The sequence below is a fragment of the Parafilimonas sp. genome, from assembly GCF_051953455.1.
GTDB lineage: Bacteria > Bacteroidota > Bacteroidia > Chitinophagales > Chitinophagaceae > Parafilimonas.
Window position 1 is genome coordinate 1 of sequence record NZ_JBQCIT010000035.1, and the last position, 15,962, is coordinate 15,962.

General features: G+C 39.5%; 14 protein-coding genes and 1 pseudogene. 11 read left to right on the top strand and 4 right to left on the bottom strand.

The features are described from left to right. From ACTHN6_RS13895 to ACTHN6_RS13925, 7 genes and pseudogenes are all read left to right on the top strand, one after another. Positions 1–599: pseudogene (locus ACTHN6_RS13895) on the top strand (peptidylprolyl isomerase); the annotation flags it as partial. A 93-nt stretch (positions 600–692) separates the two neighbouring features. Further along, complete coding sequence (locus tag ACTHN6_RS13900; protein ID WP_440436374.1) at positions 693–1,205, top strand: DUF2480 family protein; 513 nt, start codon at positions 693–695, stop codon at positions 1,203–1,205. 105 nt (positions 1,206–1,310) lie between these two features. Further along, a complete protein-coding gene (locus ACTHN6_RS13905) occupies positions 1,311–3,554 on the top strand; it encodes a hypothetical protein (protein ID WP_440436375.1) in 2,244 nt (747 codons plus the stop codon). Positions 3,555–3,741: 187 nt separating this feature from the next. Then, entirely contained in the window at positions 3,742–4,113 is a 372-nt protein-coding gene (locus tag ACTHN6_RS13910) for a PadR family transcriptional regulator (protein WP_440436376.1), read from the top strand. Between the two features lie 11 nt (positions 4,114–4,124). Further along, positions 4,125–6,269, top strand: a complete 2,145-nt coding sequence (locus ACTHN6_RS13915; RefSeq protein ID WP_440436377.1) for a PspC domain-containing protein — start codon at positions 4,125–4,127, stop codon at positions 6,267–6,269. A 140-nt stretch (positions 6,270–6,409) separates the two neighbouring features. After that, positions 6,410–7,357, top strand: a complete 948-nt coding sequence (locus tag ACTHN6_RS13920) for an isopenicillin N synthase family dioxygenase (protein WP_440436378.1) — start codon at positions 6,410–6,412, stop codon at positions 7,355–7,357. Positions 7,358–7,431: 74 nt separating this feature from the next. Then, entirely contained in the window at positions 7,432–8,700 is a 1,269-nt protein-coding gene (locus ACTHN6_RS13925) for a chromate transporter (protein WP_440436379.1), read from the top strand. Here the strand turns inward: ACTHN6_RS13925 and nadD are convergent. Both nadD and ACTHN6_RS13935 read right to left on the bottom strand, forming a co-directional pair. After that, the gene (gene nadD, locus ACTHN6_RS13930; RefSeq protein ID WP_440436380.1) at positions 8,691–9,260 is read right to left on the bottom strand and encodes a nicotinate (nicotinamide) nucleotide adenylyltransferase; all 570 of its coding nucleotides are present in this window, start codon (positions 9,258–9,260) and stop codon (positions 8,691–8,693) included. The two genes, ACTHN6_RS13925 and nadD, sit on opposite strands and share 10 nt — an antisense overlap. Positions 9,261–9,277: 17 nt before the next feature. Next, positions 9,278–9,499, bottom strand: a complete 222-nt coding sequence (locus ACTHN6_RS13935) for a FeoA family protein (protein WP_440436381.1) — start codon at positions 9,497–9,499, stop codon at positions 9,278–9,280. Positions 9,500–9,563: 64 nt separating this feature from the next. Between ACTHN6_RS13935 and ybeY the strand changes: the two genes are divergently transcribed. From ybeY to ACTHN6_RS13955, 4 genes are all read left to right on the top strand, one after another. Then, positions 9,564–10,007 carry an rRNA maturation RNase YbeY gene (gene ybeY / locus ACTHN6_RS13940; protein ID WP_440436382.1) on the top strand — a complete coding sequence of 148 codons (444 nt, stop codon included), beginning with the start codon at positions 9,564–9,566 and terminating at the stop codon, positions 10,005–10,007. Then, positions 9,991–10,656, top strand: coding sequence for a CAP domain-containing protein (locus ACTHN6_RS13945; RefSeq protein ID WP_440436383.1), 666 nt, complete (start codon positions 9,991–9,993; stop codon positions 10,654–10,656). The genes ybeY and ACTHN6_RS13945 overlap by 17 nt, the downstream gene beginning before the upstream one ends. 63 nt (positions 10,657–10,719) lie before the next feature. Next, positions 10,720–12,588, top strand: coding sequence for a tRNA uridine-5-carboxymethylaminomethyl(34) synthesis enzyme MnmG (mnmG, locus tag ACTHN6_RS13950; RefSeq protein WP_440436384.1), 1,869 nt, complete (start codon positions 10,720–10,722; stop codon positions 12,586–12,588). Positions 12,589–12,656: 68 nt separating this feature from the next. After that, complete coding sequence (locus ACTHN6_RS13955) at positions 12,657–13,421, top strand: hypothetical protein (RefSeq protein WP_440436385.1); 765 nt, start codon at positions 12,657–12,659, stop codon at positions 13,419–13,421. 39 nt (positions 13,422–13,460) lie between these two features. Here ACTHN6_RS13955 and ACTHN6_RS13960 read toward each other — a convergent pair whose 3' ends face one another. Both ACTHN6_RS13960 and ACTHN6_RS13965 read right to left on the bottom strand, forming a co-directional pair. Next, the gene (locus tag ACTHN6_RS13960; RefSeq protein WP_317040534.1) at positions 13,461–13,637 is read right to left on the bottom strand and encodes a DUF6728 family protein; all 177 of its coding nucleotides are present in this window, start codon (positions 13,635–13,637) and stop codon (positions 13,461–13,463) included. Between the two features lie 48 nt (positions 13,638–13,685). Further along, positions 13,686–15,749 carry a prolyl oligopeptidase family serine peptidase gene (locus ACTHN6_RS13965; protein WP_440436386.1) on the bottom strand — a complete coding sequence of 688 codons (2,064 nt, stop codon included), beginning with the start codon at positions 15,747–15,749 and terminating at the stop codon, positions 13,686–13,688. Positions 15,750–15,962: the final 213 nt, after the last annotated feature.

Sequence of the window (15,962 nt, forward strand, 5' to 3'; positions counted from 1 at the left end):
CATCACAGGAAATAAAAGAGAATGATTTTACAATTGCCGGGCCCGGCGAAAGCAGGGAGCTGGTAAGATGGATATATGAACATAAAGCAGGCGATATTTCAGACCCGGTGAATATTGGCAATAATTATATTGTTGCCATGATTACGGGCATCAGTAAGAAGGGATTGGCTTCACCGGCTGCCGTACAGCAGGTTGTTGAGCCTATTGTGCGCAATGAAAAGAAAGCGCAGCTAATTCTTGCGCAAAAAATAAAGGGTTCTACGCTGGAAGAAATTTCAAAGAGTGCGGGCCAGGAAATTAAAACAGCAGATAGCATTAATTTCTCAGCTTTTGTAATACCCTCATTGGGCGCCGAACCAAGATTTATTGGCGCGGCATTTAATAAGCAGCTATTGAATAAAGTAAGTGCTCCGATTGCAGGGCAAATGGGTGTGTTTGCAGTGAAGGGAGAGGGCGTTTCGGGTGTTTCAAACCTGGGTCAAAGTGCGGAAATGCAGAAGCAGCAAACAGAACAGATGCTCAGGCAACAGGCTTCGCAGGCTGTAGCAGCCTTGCGTAAAGCGGCAGATATAAAAGATTATCGTTCTAAATTTTATTAAAAGAATCAAAAGATTTTTGCAAAGGCTGCCCCCACCGGCAGCCTTTGTTTTTTATCGGAATGGTGTTTCGTAAATTTGCTGTAAACAAAGAATATGGAAACAGGGACGATGATTGTAAACAGGGTTGAAGCGAGCGGGCTTGTTACACTTAACCTCGAGGATTTTTATCCTAAAGAAACGATTAAAGTGTTCGATTTAAAAGATTATTTATTTCGTGGGTTAATTATACGTGAAAAGGATTTTCGTGAAGCCTTAAAAAATACAAACTGGCAGGATTTTGAAAATATGAATGTTGCTGTTCTTTGCTCAGCAGAAGCCATTATACCTGTTTGGTCTTATATGCTTGTTGCCACTTACCTGCAGCCTGTTGCAAAGAATGTCATCTTGGGAAATGAAGAGAAACTCATTGACAGCATTTTGCAGCAAAACATTAATGCAATTAATGGCGAAGAATATAGAGATAAAAGGGTTGTAGTAAAGGGCTGTGGAGAAACGCCGATACCAGACAGCGCCTATTTAAAATTAACCACCAAATTGTTGCCTTATGTAAAAAGCATTATGTATGGCGAACCTTGCAGCACCGTTCCCGTTTATAAAAAAAGATAAGCAACACTTGCAGCTATAAATAAGTTTTTGCTTAAGTTAAACCTCAATATTTTATCTTCATAATAGTAAAATCATTCTATGGCTTGTGTTTAAGTACAGCAGCACATGAAAAAATATTTAGCAGGTTTTTTTTATTCGTTACCGGTGCAACTGTTATTTCTGCATTTTAGGCGTTACCAGGTTTTACTGTTGTTTTGGGCTATTCTTTTTGCAACTATCGGCGGGCATTTTTTAAAACCATATGGAGCAGATACTTTAATGCTTGCTCCTGAATATCTGGGCAGGGTAAGTGCCCTTAGCGCCTTTTTTGTCGGCTTATCAATAGGCACTTTCATTATGAGCTGGAACATTACAACCTTTATCCTGCACAGCCGGCATATAAAATTTCTTGCTACTACATCGCAGCCTTTTTTAAAATTCTGCATAAACAATGCTGTTATCCCATTCATTTTCCTGGTGTGTTATTTGTTTTTTACAATTGATTATCAGCTAACAGAAGAATTATCATCAAAACTTGAAATCGTATCGCTTACCGGAGGTTTTTTAGGCGGATTTATTTTAGCGCTCACTATTGCTTTTGGTTATTTTTTTCGCGCCGACCGGAAGATTTACAGGAAGATGGCCACTGATTTCACATCGGCCAATGAAAAATATGAAAGAGCTTCCCGTATGATCAAAAGATCTAAAGTTGAAAAGGGAGAAATGCGTGTTGATTTTTTTCTGAGCGCTACGCTTGGTTTGCGCAAACCGAGGAACGTTAAGCATTATAGCCAGGAGTTTATTAATTCCATTTTTAAGCGTCATCATGTGGAAGCGGTGAAGGCGGTTTTCATAGCATTTATTATATTGCTTTTAATAGGGCTGTTTGCCGAAAACCGTTACCTGCAAATACCTGCTGCGGCGAGCATCACTTTATTCTTTACCATATTAATTGCTGTGGCCGGCGCCTTATCACTTTTTATGGGAAGCTGGAGCTTCCCTGTGGTAATTGTAATTTATTTGTTGGTGAACTGGATGTTTACAAACAGGTTAATTGATCCGCGTAATAAAGCGTATGGATTAAATTATAATACCAAAGAAAAGCCTGCATACAATAAAGAAGCGCTTAATGTACTAACTGCTAAAGATTCAATAGCAAAAGACAGCGCCGCCTTTGTTTCAATATTAAATAACTGGAAGGCAAAGCAAAAAGAAAGCAGGCCCGTAATGTTTATTCTTGATGTAAGCGGCGGGGGCAACCGCAGCGCAGCTTTCACCATGAACGTATTAACAAAGCTTGATACCTTAACCAATGGCAGTTTTTTTTCTCAATGTGCATTAATCACGGGTGCTTCGGGCGGCATGATTGGCGCTGCATATTTCAGGGAGCTTTACCTGCAAAAGCAGCAGGGAAAAATTTCATCTCTTCAAACAAAACAGTACATCGACAATATTTGTAAAGACCTGCTAAACCCGGTATTTACATCTTTGGTTGCACGGGATATGATTGGTCCATTTGGTAAATTTAATTTTGACGGAAATTCTTTTATACGCGATCGTGGTTATGCATTTGAACAAAAACTGAATGCTAATACAAACGGCATTTTAAATAAACGTTTAAAAGATTATCAGCAGCCGGAAAGCAGCGGCATTATTCCCGCTATGATTTTTAATACGGCCATTACGAGAGATGGACGCAAAATGGTGATTGGTACACAGCATATGAAGTTTATGATGAAGCCATCATTTCTTAAAAATAATCTTGGCGTTTATGATGTGGATGGGCTGGATTATCAATCTTTCTTTTCAAATCAAAACCCCGGTAGCATCCGCTTTCTTACAGTTTTAAGAATGAATGCAACCTTTCCTTTTGTATTACCAAACGTGGAAATGCCTGCAAAGCCTGAAATAGATGTAATGGATGGCGGGCTGCGGGATAATTTCGGGCATGAAACAAGCCTGAGGTTTATAGACTTTTTTAAAGATTGGCTTAAAGCAAACACATCAAAAGTTATTTTGGTTGAAATACGCGACAGGCCGTCGGAAGATTGGTCGCGGCCATACGAAGTGAATTCAATAATCGGGTTAATAACGAAGCCGGTTTTTGTATTGCAAAACAATTGGTTTAATGTGCAGGATTATTATGAGAAAGATCAGGTAAATTATATGCTGGATGCTTATGGACCCAATCTTTATAAAACTTCTTTTAGTTATGAGGCCCTTCCTAATACTATTTCCGCTTCGTTGAGCTTTCATCTTACGGCTGCTGAGAAAAAAGGAATTGCCAATTCGATCAATAATGAAGCGAACCAACGCACATTTTCCCTTATTGACAGCCTTAGCAAGGCTTCCACAGGAGCAGCTGAATAAGTCCATCAAGATATTTCGCCGTTCATCAAATTAGAAAGTTTTACAAAACTGGTAATGTGTTGATTATCAATATAATATGTTATAGCTGATAATTTGCTTTAAAAATTACCTTAAGAAACTTAGTATTATGTATTGCATAGTATTAAAAATATGTATAGATTTGTATCACAATTAAAAAAACTCTTGTATGGATATTCAGAATACACAAAGCCAGATGAGAAAGGGTGTACTGGAGTTTTGTATTTTATCAATTATAAAGCAGGGAGAAGTTTACCCAAGTGATATTGTTGATAAGATGAAAGGAGCAAATCTGCAGATTTTGGAAGGTACACTTTATCCTTTGCTAACCAGGCTAAAAAATGCCGGTTACTTAACTTATCGCTGGGTTGAAAGCAATTCAGGCCCGCCGCGTAAATATTTTTTAATGACTGATCAGGGGTTACAGTTTTATGCCGAACTGGAACGCACGTGGAAAGAACTTGCGGAAGCGGTGCAAACGCTAACAGTTCAAACGGATGAACTTGTTTCTCCTGAACAAACACCCAACAATAACCAATAAACTAAAGTAAAATGAAAAAGGTAATCAATATAAATTTTCAGGGCCGCGTAATTCCTATAGAGGAAACCGCCTATGAAATGCTGAAGCGGTATATCGAAAGCCTGAGGCAGTTTTTTGCAAATGAGGAAGGCCGGGATGAAATAATAAATGATATAGAAGGCCGTATTGGCGAATTATTCAGCGAGCAGCTGAAAAAAGGCCAGCCTTGTATTACAGATGCAGATGTGGATACAATAATGCACAGCATTGGCCGGCCTGAAGATTTTGAAGCCCAGGATGCAGATTTTCAGAATGGTAAAACTTCCGGCGGAGAAGAAGAGAAGACTTTTGCTTCCGAAGCAGGTTCTCAAGCTCATGGGTCCGTTCGGCCGGAAAGGTTTTACAGGGATGAAAACAATAAGCTTATTGGTGGTGTGTGCGCCGGGCTTGCCAATTACTTCGGAATAGATAAACTGGTAGTGCGTATTCTGTTTATCATTTTTACACTGGGTTTTGGCTTTGGCTTTATAGTATATTTAATATTGTGGGTAGCAATTCCAAGTTCAGCATCTGAAAAAATAGGATCATATCGTAAACGCCTTTTTCGCGACCCCGATAATAAAATAATTGGTGGAGTGTGCGGCGGGCTTGCTTCCTATTTTGGTGTAAGCGTTTGGATTCCCAGGTTATTGTTTATTGTACCTTTTTTGTCCTTTGTTACTAACTGGAATCATTGGGGCGCATTCAATTTTCCAAACTTTATTAATCTTTCATTCAGCCCGGGTGCAGTATTGGTATATATTATTCTTTGGCTGATTACACCTGAAGCTGTAACCACTTCAGATAAACTTGAAATGAAAGGTGAAAAGGTAGATTTAAACAGCATTAAGAATACTATTCAAAAAGATATGGAAGGGTTTGGCGAACGTGCCAAGGAATTTGGAAAAGAAGTAGGCGACAGGGCTGCAAAGGTTGGGAGTGAAATAGGCAAACGTGGCAAACAAATCTCTTCCGAAGCAGGTCCAACGATTCGTAAAAGCGGCAGCACGTTAGGCAATATAATCGGTATAATTATTAAGATATTTGTTTACTTCATTCTGGCCATAGTTTTAATAAGCATTGTTGGTGCTTTATTTGGAATTGGCATAGCGGTAACCGGGTTACTTCCTTTCAAACCGTATATTATCAGTGCAGGATGGCAAAGCATCCTGGTTTGGGGCACTTATATTTTCTTTATATGGGTTCCGGTAATTGGTATCATCACCTGGATTATAAGAAAGATCTCTAAAACAAAGAGCAACAGCAACGTGATGCGGTTTGGCTTTTCGGCCATGTGGATTTTAGGCTGGATTTGCTTCATAGGCCTGCTTGCTTCTTTAAGGAATGATTTTTCTTATCATAATACACCTGCAGAAAACACCGTACAAATTGCAAACCCCGCAGTGAATAAGCTGGAAGTAAAATATGCAAAAAATTACAGGTATTATTTTAACAGCAGTTTCTTTCACTTTGAACCATTTGCTTCTTTAGATGAAGACACTGCATTTGTAAGGAATATTCACCTGCGTATTTTAAAATCAGGTAATGACAGCTTCCAGGTTAAAATGCTTAAGCTGGCTTATGGTTCTACCAAACAACTGGCACAGGGCAGGGCAGATAAAATCACCTTTAATATAACCCAACAGGATTCAACTTTATTCTTTGACCGTGGTATTCCAATTACAAAGAATGAAAAATTCCGCAATCAGTCAGTATATGTAACCGTTTATGTTCCGGTTGGTAAGAAAATTATTGTAACGAATGGCGTAGGCTGGGGAAATGATGTGCATATAGAACTTGGCGGTGATGTGGATGACTGGTATTGGAGAAATGATGATGAAGGCTATAACTGGGATCATGATGTAGAATATATAATGACGGCTGATGGTTTACAGCGCACCCATCCAATAAATGATGATAATGATGGAGAGGACAATGTTGTGCCGCCTCCGCCTGTTGAAACTCCTGCTACGCCGGTAAAGCCGGATTCAACCAAATATCATTATGAACCATCAGGTGAAGCTGCAGATTCCCCGGCAAGAAAGGTGCAGGCAAGTATGCGGGAAGTAAGAACGATTAAGAAGTCAGTAAATATTAGTGATATAACATCAGCTTTTTTTGAAAGACTTTCTTTATAAACTCGGTTAAGGTTGGGACTAAACGGAACCCTTGCTGATTTCAGCGGGGTTCTTTTTTTTAAGAAAATGAGTTTTTTAATTTAGGGCATATAAAAACTTCATAAGGTTTTGTACTTTGGCACTCCATCAAACCTGCTATAATGGAAACGATTCCCGTAGTTGACCTCGCTGATTTTTTAAGCAGTGATGCTGAAAAAAGGCAAGCCTTCGTTGATGCACTTGGTGAAGCTTATGAAACGGTTGGGTTTGTGTCTGTGAAGAATCACGGTATTCCGGACGACCTTATCAAAAAGCTATATGATGAGGTGCAACGTTTTTTTTCACTTCCTCTTCAAAAGAAAAAGGAATATGAAATCGAAGGGTTGGCGGGCCAGCGCGGTTATACAAGTTTTGGAAAAGAGCATGCGAAAGGCAGTGAAGCGCCCGATTTGAAAGAATTTTTTCAATTTGGACAAACGATTGAAAACGGGCAGCCTGTTAGTGAAGAATATCCTGAAAATATTGATGTAAAAGAAATACCGGCATTTAAAACAACCTTATATACTGTTTACAGAAATTTTGAAAAATCTGGTAAGGCATTGTTAAGCGCTATAGCATTGTATTTGAATTTGCCTGAAAATTATTTTGATGAATATATTGAGAACGGTAATTCCATCCTGCGCTGCATTCATTATCCACCCATAATACAGGAGCCTGCATCTGCCATCCGCTCAGAACAACATGAAGACATTAATCTTATCACCTTGCTCGTGGGGGCATCTGCGGATGGTTTACAAATTCTTACAAAACAGGGAGAATGGGTTGGCGTAACATCGTTACCGGAACAGATAGTTGTAAATGTGGGTGATATGCTTCAGCGTTTAACCAACAATAAATTAAAAAGTACAACGCATCGCGTAGTGAATCCACCCAGGGAGCTATGGCATACGAGCAGGTTTTCTATGCCATTCTTTTTACATCCGCGCAGCGAAATGAGCCTTGCCTGTTTGGATGAATGTATTGATGTAAAGCACCCAAAAGCGTATGTTGATATAACTGCCGGTGAATATCTTAATGAACGTTTGAGAGAAATAGGGCTTAAAAAATAATATCGACATATTTAGACAGTGGTCATAATATTAATGTGTAATTAGATATAAATCAACGAATTAAACATATATTATTGAAGATTTATCGGCATATCAGGTTTCTTAAGGCCGTGCTTTTTCACAGTATCGGAGCTTTTGGCGGCCCTCAGGGCCATTTTGGAATGATGATAAAAAACTTCGTTAACCGCCGGCATGATATAACCGAGCAGGAATTGCTTGAATATAATGCGTTCTGCCAGATGTTGCCAGGCGCTTCCTCCACCCAAACGCTTACTTTAATAGGTTACAAAAGGGGCGGGATTCCCCTTGCAGCACTTACCTTATTAATATGGATAACCCCTGCTAGCATTATTATGGGTGCGCTTTCTTTTTTAGTTGAATACATGGGCAATAAGGAGGCGGTTGCGGGGACTTTTAAATTTATTCAGCCAATGTCCGTGGGCTTTATTGCCTATTCAGCCTATAAAATGGCAAAGGTGGCGGTAACAAATACCATTACCGTTGTAATTTCAATTGCTGCGGCTATCATCAGTTTCTTCCTTTTTAAAACGCCCTGGTCATTCCCGGCAATAATTATTGCTGCGGGTATAGCCACCAATTTTAGCAGTAAACGTATTCCTCAAAAAGGAACTCCGCCAAGGAAGATAAAATGGGCTAACATTCTCATTTTCCTTGCTGTTTTAGGTCTTGCGGGATACGTGAGCGAAACTGCCCGCAAAGACAACTGGCCCAATCGCGGGCCTTATAACCTTTTTGAAAACTTTTACCGTTTTGGCAGCCTTGTGTTTGGTGGGGGTGATGTATTAATACCCATGATGTATCAGCAATATGTTACCCGCCCGGCAACAGAACGCATAGAAGAAAGGAACCCGGGCGCGCTCCGGATTGATAAAGACGATTTTTTAACCGGTTCGGGAATGGTGCGGGCAATTCCCGGCCCTGTATTTTCAGTAGGAGCTTTTATGGGGGGCTCAGCTTTAAAGGAAGACGGGATAGAAATGCAATTACTTGGCTGTCTCATTGGTTCCGTTGCCCTTTTCCTTCCGAGTTTTTTATTGGTTCTATTTTTCTTTCCGGTTTGGCAAAACCTTAAAAAATATGCCGTCATTTACCGGTCGCTTGAGGGGATCAATGCCTCCGTGGTTGGGATTATGACCGGGTCAACTATTTTTTTAATGAAGGATATTTCTGTTGATATTACAGTAGGGTCGGTTGTTCCCTTTGCTAATATTATGGTTATTATCGGCACTTTTTGCTTGCTTGCTTTTACGAAGATCCGCCCGCAGTTTATCCCGCTTTTATGCCTTTTGATTGGATTGGCTGTAAGTTATTATCAATTATAAAGTTGTTCCTGCTCAATTAATTGTAAAACTTTCTCGGGAACAAGATATTTTATATTCTTACCTTCTCTTATTAGACTTCGGATCGAAGTGGCTGATATGTCTAGCAATGGCGATTTAAGCAAGGTTATATTTGCAGCAAGGGCTGTTTCAGGAACACTATAGCCGGGGCGTTGATATATAACGACGTTTTTTTCTAAAAGATCTTTGTAGCTTTTCCACTGGTGTAGTTGTAAAAAGCTGTCTGAACCCATTATCAGGTAAAATCTGTTTTCAGGATATTGTTTTTCAAAATAGCTCAGCGTATCAATTGTATAGGATGGAATGGGCAGGCTAAATTCTGCATCAGAAACCACAAACCTGGGGTCATCTTCTGTTGCCTTTTGAACAAGCATTAATCGCTTATCAGCGGCAAGCAGCCATTGGTTTTCTTTGAGCGGGTTTTGCGGCGAAACCACAAACCATATCTGGGATAATGGTAAATTATTTAAAACCGTGCTGGCAATAATTAAATGGCCGGTATGAACTGGATTGAAAGAACCGAAGAAAAGACCTACATGCATAAGCAGAAAATATCATCTTATAAAATTTCAACCGAAATGTGTTCCGCTTCATTTAAACGCAGGCTTAGGCTATAGCCTGCAACAGCAACGGAAATAGGATCACCAAAAGGTGCAAACTTCTCAATGTAAATAACTTCGCCCGGCACAAGACCCATTTCCATAAGTTTGATCGATATGTCGCTCTTCGAAAAATCAATAATACTGGCTCTTTGCCCCAGGCGCAAATCAGATAACTTCATAGTGCAAAAATATTTACAAAGCTATTAGCAATCTGCCTATTTAACTTTACGAAATCTGAAACAAATGAATAAAATATACCTGCACAGCGCCGATAAGATAGCTAACATCAAGCATAAAACCCTTGTAAAGGCCTTAATTGTTGAATTGTTTAAAGAAGAAGGAACGGCGCTTGAACAACTTAGTTATATTTTTTGTTCTGATACATATCTTTTGCAGATAAATCAGCAGTTCTTAAACCATAATACCCTGACCGATGTTATTACTTTTTCTTTTTCTGGAAAGGGCAGGCCGGTTTATGGTGAAGTGTACCTAAGCGTTGACAGAATTAAAGAGAATGCTAAAACCTTTGAAGTTGAATACCAAAACGAACTTTTACGAGTTATGATTCATGGGGCATTGCATCTTTGCGGGTATGCCGATAAAACAAAACTTCAAAAAACGCAGATGCGTGAAAAGGAAGATTATTATTTAAAACAGTTTAATGTTTCACGTGAAGCAAATTCTTAGCATTTTTCTTTTATTGATCGTTTTTTCTTGTAAAAGTCAGAAGGCATTATTATTCCAGGAGGCTCAGCTTCCCAAACCTGAAAAGAATGACCAGGAAGTATTACAATGGAATAAAAGCCAGCCGGGGTTTTATGGATTATCTGAACCAGAAAAGGATTTTTTATACTGGGTAAACTATAGCCGTAAAAAACCAGCCGATTTTTTTGAGAGCGCTGTAATACCGATAATAAAAATATATCCGCAGCTAAAAGGCGCAAATCTAAATTCTCTTGCAAAAGATTTAAAAGGAGGTGCTTCTATGGCATTGTTGCAGATATATCCGGCATTAATGAAAATGTCCGAAGCTCATGCCAGGGATATTACTTCGTCAAATGCCAACCCTTCTCATAATTCAACTAACGGGGCAACATTTATTGACCGGTTTAAAAAATTTGGCTTAAAAAATTGCGGCGGGGAGAATATAAGCTATGGAGGTGGAGACACGGATCCGCTTTTTATGCTTGTAATGTTATACTTGGACATAAATGTTTCTAATTTGGGGCATCGAAAGGCCTTGATGAATCCTTCTTTCGTAGGTACAGGCATCTCAATAGCCAAATATGCTAACGGTAATACATTCCTCGTAGAGGATTTTTCCTGCGCTCAATAAATCTCTACACTAAAGGCTTGTTTAAATGTTTCACGTGAAAAGCAGGCAGTCTATCTTTGCCGGATGTTTCCGAAATATGATGTTATCGTGGTAGGTGCGGGTCATGCAGGTTGTGAAGCCGCTGCTGCTGCTGCTAATTTGGGCAGTAAGGTATTGCTAATTACTATGAACATGCAGACAATAGCTCAAATGAGCTGCAATCCTGCCATGGGAGGCATTGCCAAAGGCCAGATTGTGCGGGAAATTGATGCTTTGGGCGGTTATAGCGGCATTGTCACAGATAAAAGCATGATCCAGTTTAGAATGCTTAATAAAAGCAAGGGGCCGGCAATGTGGAGCCCAAGGGCGCAAAACGACAGGATGCTTTTTGCCTCCACCTGGCGCACTATGCTGGAGCAAACCGGAAATGTTGATTTTTACCAGGACACAGTTAAGGGAATTCTTGTAAAAGATAATAAAGTGAATGGTGTGGTCACGGGGTTGGGTCACCAGGTACAATCTAAGACGGTTGTAATTACCAGCGGAACATTTTTAAATGGTATCATTCATATAGGGGAGAAGAATTTTGGTGGTGGGAGGATTTCAGAAAAAAATGCCACAGGTATTACAGAACAGTTAGTGGAATTAGGGTTTGAAAGCGACAGGCTTAAAACAGGTACACCGCCAAGAATAGATGGCCGGAGCTTGAATTATAATGTAATGGAAGTTCAGCACGGGGATGAGGAAATTACCGGTTTCTCTTTCTTGTCTGTAGATAAAATAAAAGCCTCTGAACAATTGCCCTGTCACATTACCTATACAAATATGGAAGTTCATGAAACGTTAAAGAAAGGATTTGACAGAAGCCCGATGTTTTGTGGCCGCATAGAAGGAACCGGGCCAAGATATTGCCCCAGCATAGAAGACAAGATAAACCGTTTCGCTGAACGTGACCGTCACCAAATATTTGTTGAACCGGAAGGCTTTAACACGGTTGAAATATATGTAAACGGCTTTTCAACTTCTTTGCCAGAAGACGTTCAATATGAAGCTATCCGTAAAATGCCTGGATTTGAAAACGCGAAAATATTCAGGCCTGGTTATGCCATAGAATATGATTATTTTCCGCCAACCCAGTTAAAACATTCTCTTGAAACAAAAATTATAGACAACCTTTTCTTTGCCGGACAAATTAATGGAACTACCGGCTATGAAGAGGCTGCCTGCCAGGGGTTGATGGCCGGAATAAACGCTCATCAAAAAGGTATTGAAAATGAACCGCTTATATTAAACCGCGATGAAGCTTATATTGGTGTTTTAATTGATGACCTTATCAGCAAGGGAACGGAAGAACCTTACCGCATGTTCACAAGCCGTGCGGAATTCAGAACACTTTTGCGCCAGGATAATGCCGATTTACGTCTTACTGAAAAAAGTTTCCGGTTAGGGCTAGCCAGCCAGGAAAGAATGGAATTGGTATTGGCCAAACAAAAGGGTGTTGAAGAAATCAAAGCCGTACTCCAAGCTTTTTCTTTGTCGCCGTCGGAGGCAAATATTTACCTTCGAAAAATTAATTCTGCTGAAATAGAGGAGAAGCAAAAAGCCTTAAGGCTGTTGCTGAGGCCTGATGTTACCCTTCCGGAAATGATAAAAGAAATTCCTGCATTACAAGAAAAGTTGCATGCTTTTTCGAGAGATATAATTGAGCAGGCCGAAATCCAGGTGAAATATGAGCGTTATATTGAAAAGGAACAGGAACTGGCGCAACGTATGTCAACAATGGAAAATGCTTTAATTCCTGAAAGCTTTAATTACGATAAAGTATCTGCGCTAAGCGCCGAGGCCTTGCAAAAATTTAAAAAAATCAGGCCCAGGACGCTTGGCCAGGCAAGCCGTATTTCAGGGGTAAATCCCAGCGATGTACAAATACTGATGGTTTATATGGGAAGGTGAAAACCTTTAACTTTTGATTGCGTGATTATTTTCATACTCATTGTAATATTACACTTCAACGTAATTAATTGAAACCAACGCTTTTTTTTTCTTGCCTTTTTTTACTGGTAACGATTACTGTCCATAGCCAGGTTGTTATCAGCGGCACCGTTTCAGATTATTACAGCAAAGCACCGCTTACAGCGGTAACAGTGCAAACAGCGCAGGGCAGGCTTACTATCAGCGATTCTCTCGGCCGTTATTCTATTTATGTGGGAAGAAATGATTCTGTTTGGTTTAGTTACCTGAATAAACAAACCCAAAAATATCCGTCAGACACCATAACACACCCGCAAAATTTCGATATTGCTTTATATGTTGATGCCAAATGGCTGCCCGAAGTAAAGGTGCAAACAAGAGATTACCGGTTTGATTCTGTTACAAACAGGGAGGCTTATGCCAAAGCATTTAATTATCGCAAACCAGGTATCCGGTTTTCACAAAATTCGCCAAGCGCTCAATCTTATGTACCCGGCAGCGTAACTGCAGCGCTGGATTTAGACGAAATTATTAACGCTTTCCGTTTCAGGCGAAATAAACAGATGCTGTCCCTCCAGCAAAGATTATTGCAGGATGAACAGGATAAATATATCGATCACCGCTACACAAAATACCTTGTAAAAAGACTAACCAAACTTGATAGCACAGAGCTGAATTCTTTTATGAATTTTTACAGACCAACTTATGAAGAGCTGCAGCTAATGAACGATCTTGAATTAGGATATTATATCGAACAGTGCTATAAAAATTACTTATTCCTGAAAAGAGGAAGGCGTACAGACTTCATAAACTAACCGTTAATTGTTGATTATCAGCGTCTTATAGCTTACGCATTATCGGAACAAAGGAATAATAATAAACCTTACCAGCATAATTATAAGGCACACTATAAATAACAGCAATGAAATGCGGTTCATGCCGTGCATCATCTTAATATAAGAATTGCTGGGCGCGTTCGGATCGCGTTTTTTTATAAAAAGATACTCCTGTATTTGCCTCCAGATACCCATGCCCGCAAAGGTAGGCCTCAATGTGATAATTCAAAAAGGCACCGGTCGTTATAACTGTAGCTGATTCAATATAAATTCAAAAATAAAATTCCAGTTGTCTATGGATTGTTTGGTGCTTTGCCCGCTGCCGTGGCCGCTGTTATAATCCATGTGTAAAATTACCGGGCTTATTTGCCCGTCGTTATTTTGAGCGGCGGCAACGAACTTCTTTGCATTCATCGGGTCAACGCGGCTGTCATTAGCGCCGGCAGTAACAAGCATCGCTGGCATGTTTACACCCTTGCGGATATTTTGATAAGGCGAATAACGCAATAACCACCTGAAATCTTTAGCGCTGTCGGCAGAGCCATATTCAGGAATCCAGTAGCGCGCAATCAAAAATTTATCATAACGCAACATATCAAGCAAAGGCACTTCGCAAACAATGGCTTTAAAAAGATCGGGCCGTTGCGTGGCTGCAGCGCCCATTAATAAACCCCCATTGCTGCCGCCGATAGCCACTATTTTATTGGTGTTTGTATAACCTTCTTTAATAAGCCATTCTGCGCAACTGTAAAAATCATCAAAGCAGGTTTGCTTTTTATCAAGCATGCCATCGCGGTGCCATTTTTCACCATATTCATCGCCGCCGCGAATGCCGGCCTGCACCACAATAACACCACGATTTATCAGGGATGCATAAAATCCAAAATAGCCCGGTTGAATGCCCGCCTGAAAACCGCCGTAAGCATTTAATAAAACCGGGTTATTGCTGTCCAGCTTTATATCTTTTCTATGCACTACAAATGCAGGCACTTTTGTACCATCTTTGGAATAGTAGAATTTAATCTCGCCAACAATATTGCTCATATCAATGGGCAATATTCTTTGATAATATAAACGCCATTTAAAATCACTGGCCGAAGCAACAAATGTTTTGGGTGTTGATGTAAACGTGTTTAAAGTGAGATAAACAGAATCTTCTTCGCGATCGTAACCAATACCTGCAACATTACCTGTTTCAGGCAGTTCGAGCTGTTTTATTTTGTTGCCATCAAAATCATATAAAGTAAGCCTGCTTTGAATATCTTTTTTATCCTGTATAATGATATTGTGTTTTGTAACAACATAACCCTGCATTACCGTTTCGCTTTCCGGAATTAATGTTCTCCAGTTTTTGTATGCGGGATTGTTTACATCGGCAACCATCAGCCGGTAATTGGGTGCATTGTCGTTGGTAAAAATGTATAATTTGTCACCAATGGCTTCGGGATAAGCATTCGATTTTTCTCCCTGGTATATCAAGGCTCCGGAATCTGTTGTCCCGGTTTTAAACATATACGCTTTGTTGCTGTAAAAATCGCCTTCGCCATAAAAACTCACATCGCTGTAACGGTTATCATAAACAAAGAAGCTATTCTTTGCATCGTTTGTTGTACCAATAAATTTTGCTTTGCTTAAAGGATCTCCCACCTTCCATAAATATGTTTTTAAAGGTGTTTGATTGTTTACATCGTCCTGTGTGCGAATAGTAAAATAAGCATGTTGCTGGTCTTTTGTCCATTGATAGCCAAACGTATTTTCCAGCGCAGGATATAATATTCTTCCGGTTCTTGTATCTATAATATAAGTTGAAGATATTTCAGCACCACTTTTCTGAACGCTTACTGCAGCGCGTTCACCATCATAACTATAAGCGATGCCCTGTGTGGATGTATTACCCGATGTATCAAGCTTAACAGGGTCCCAAATGAGAACCGGTTTATCATTTAAAATAGTATAGAGTTTATATTGCTTATCACCTTTTCTTTTTATGGTTTGAAAAACCCGCTTGCCTTCTTTATTCAAAGGGCCTTCATAATCCATATCAATATAATTGGCAATATCATTCCTTAAGCCTTCATGTATTTTTTGGGTTGAGTTTAAATACTCAATACCATAGTCATGTTGTGCCTTTGTCCATGTAATAACATTTGAATCAGCTTTGTTTTCAAGCCAGCGGTAATTATCAGTTAGCAAAACCCCATGGAGTGTATCTACTACAGGAATGGATGGTGTAGCAGGTGGATGAAATTTAGGCTGCGCATTTGCATAAAAGCCAAAGACAAGGAGTATAAAAAATATATTTTTCATAAACAGTAACTTGATTAGTGTGAAAATTAAAAATTATTCGTGAAGCTGAAAGGTTTAATTTGAATCGTTCATTCAATTTTTTATTTTCTGTGCTGGGCAAATTGAGAAATCTTTCTGTGTATAAATGGTAACAATAAAGGAAACATGGATATTTAAAACCAGCAGTATTAATCCGTATCAATTCATGGTATAGTTATGGCTTTAATATCAGTA

Excerpts from the sequence above, each read along its gene's own strand:
- ACTHN6_RS13900 (WP_440436374.1), top strand. The coding sequence starts at position 693 with ATGGAAACAGGGACGATGATTGTAAACAGGGTTGAAGCGAGCGGGCTT.
- ACTHN6_RS13905 (WP_440436375.1), top strand. The coding sequence starts at position 1,311 with ATGAAAAAATATTTAGCAGGTTTTTTTTATTCGTTACCGGTGCAACTG.
- ACTHN6_RS13910 (WP_440436376.1), top strand. The coding sequence starts at position 3,742 with ATGGATATTCAGAATACACAAAGCCAGATGAGAAAGGGTGTACTGGAG.
- ACTHN6_RS13915 (WP_440436377.1), top strand. The coding sequence starts at position 4,125 with ATGAAAAAGGTAATCAATATAAATTTTCAGGGCCGCGTAATTCCTATA.
- ACTHN6_RS13920 (WP_440436378.1), top strand. The coding sequence starts at position 6,410 with ATGGAAACGATTCCCGTAGTTGACCTCGCTGATTTTTTAAGCAGTGAT.
- nadD (WP_440436380.1), bottom strand. The coding sequence starts at position 9,260 with ATGCATGTAGGTCTTTTCTTCGGTTCTTTCAATCCAGTTCATACCGGC.
- ACTHN6_RS13935 (WP_440436381.1), bottom strand. The coding sequence starts at position 9,499 with ATGAAGTTATCTGATTTGCGCCTGGGGCAAAGAGCCAGTATTATTGAT.
- ybeY (WP_440436382.1), top strand. The coding sequence starts at position 9,564 with ATGAATAAAATATACCTGCACAGCGCCGATAAGATAGCTAACATCAAG.
- mnmG (WP_440436384.1), top strand. The coding sequence starts at position 10,720 with ATGTTTCCGAAATATGATGTTATCGTGGTAGGTGCGGGTCATGCAGGT.
- ACTHN6_RS13960 (WP_317040534.1), bottom strand. The coding sequence starts at position 13,637 with ATGGGTATCTGGAGGCAAATACAGGAGTATCTTTTTATAAAAAAACGC.
- ACTHN6_RS13965 (WP_440436386.1), bottom strand. The coding sequence starts at position 15,749 with ATGAAAAATATATTTTTTATACTCCTTGTCTTTGGCTTTTATGCAAAT.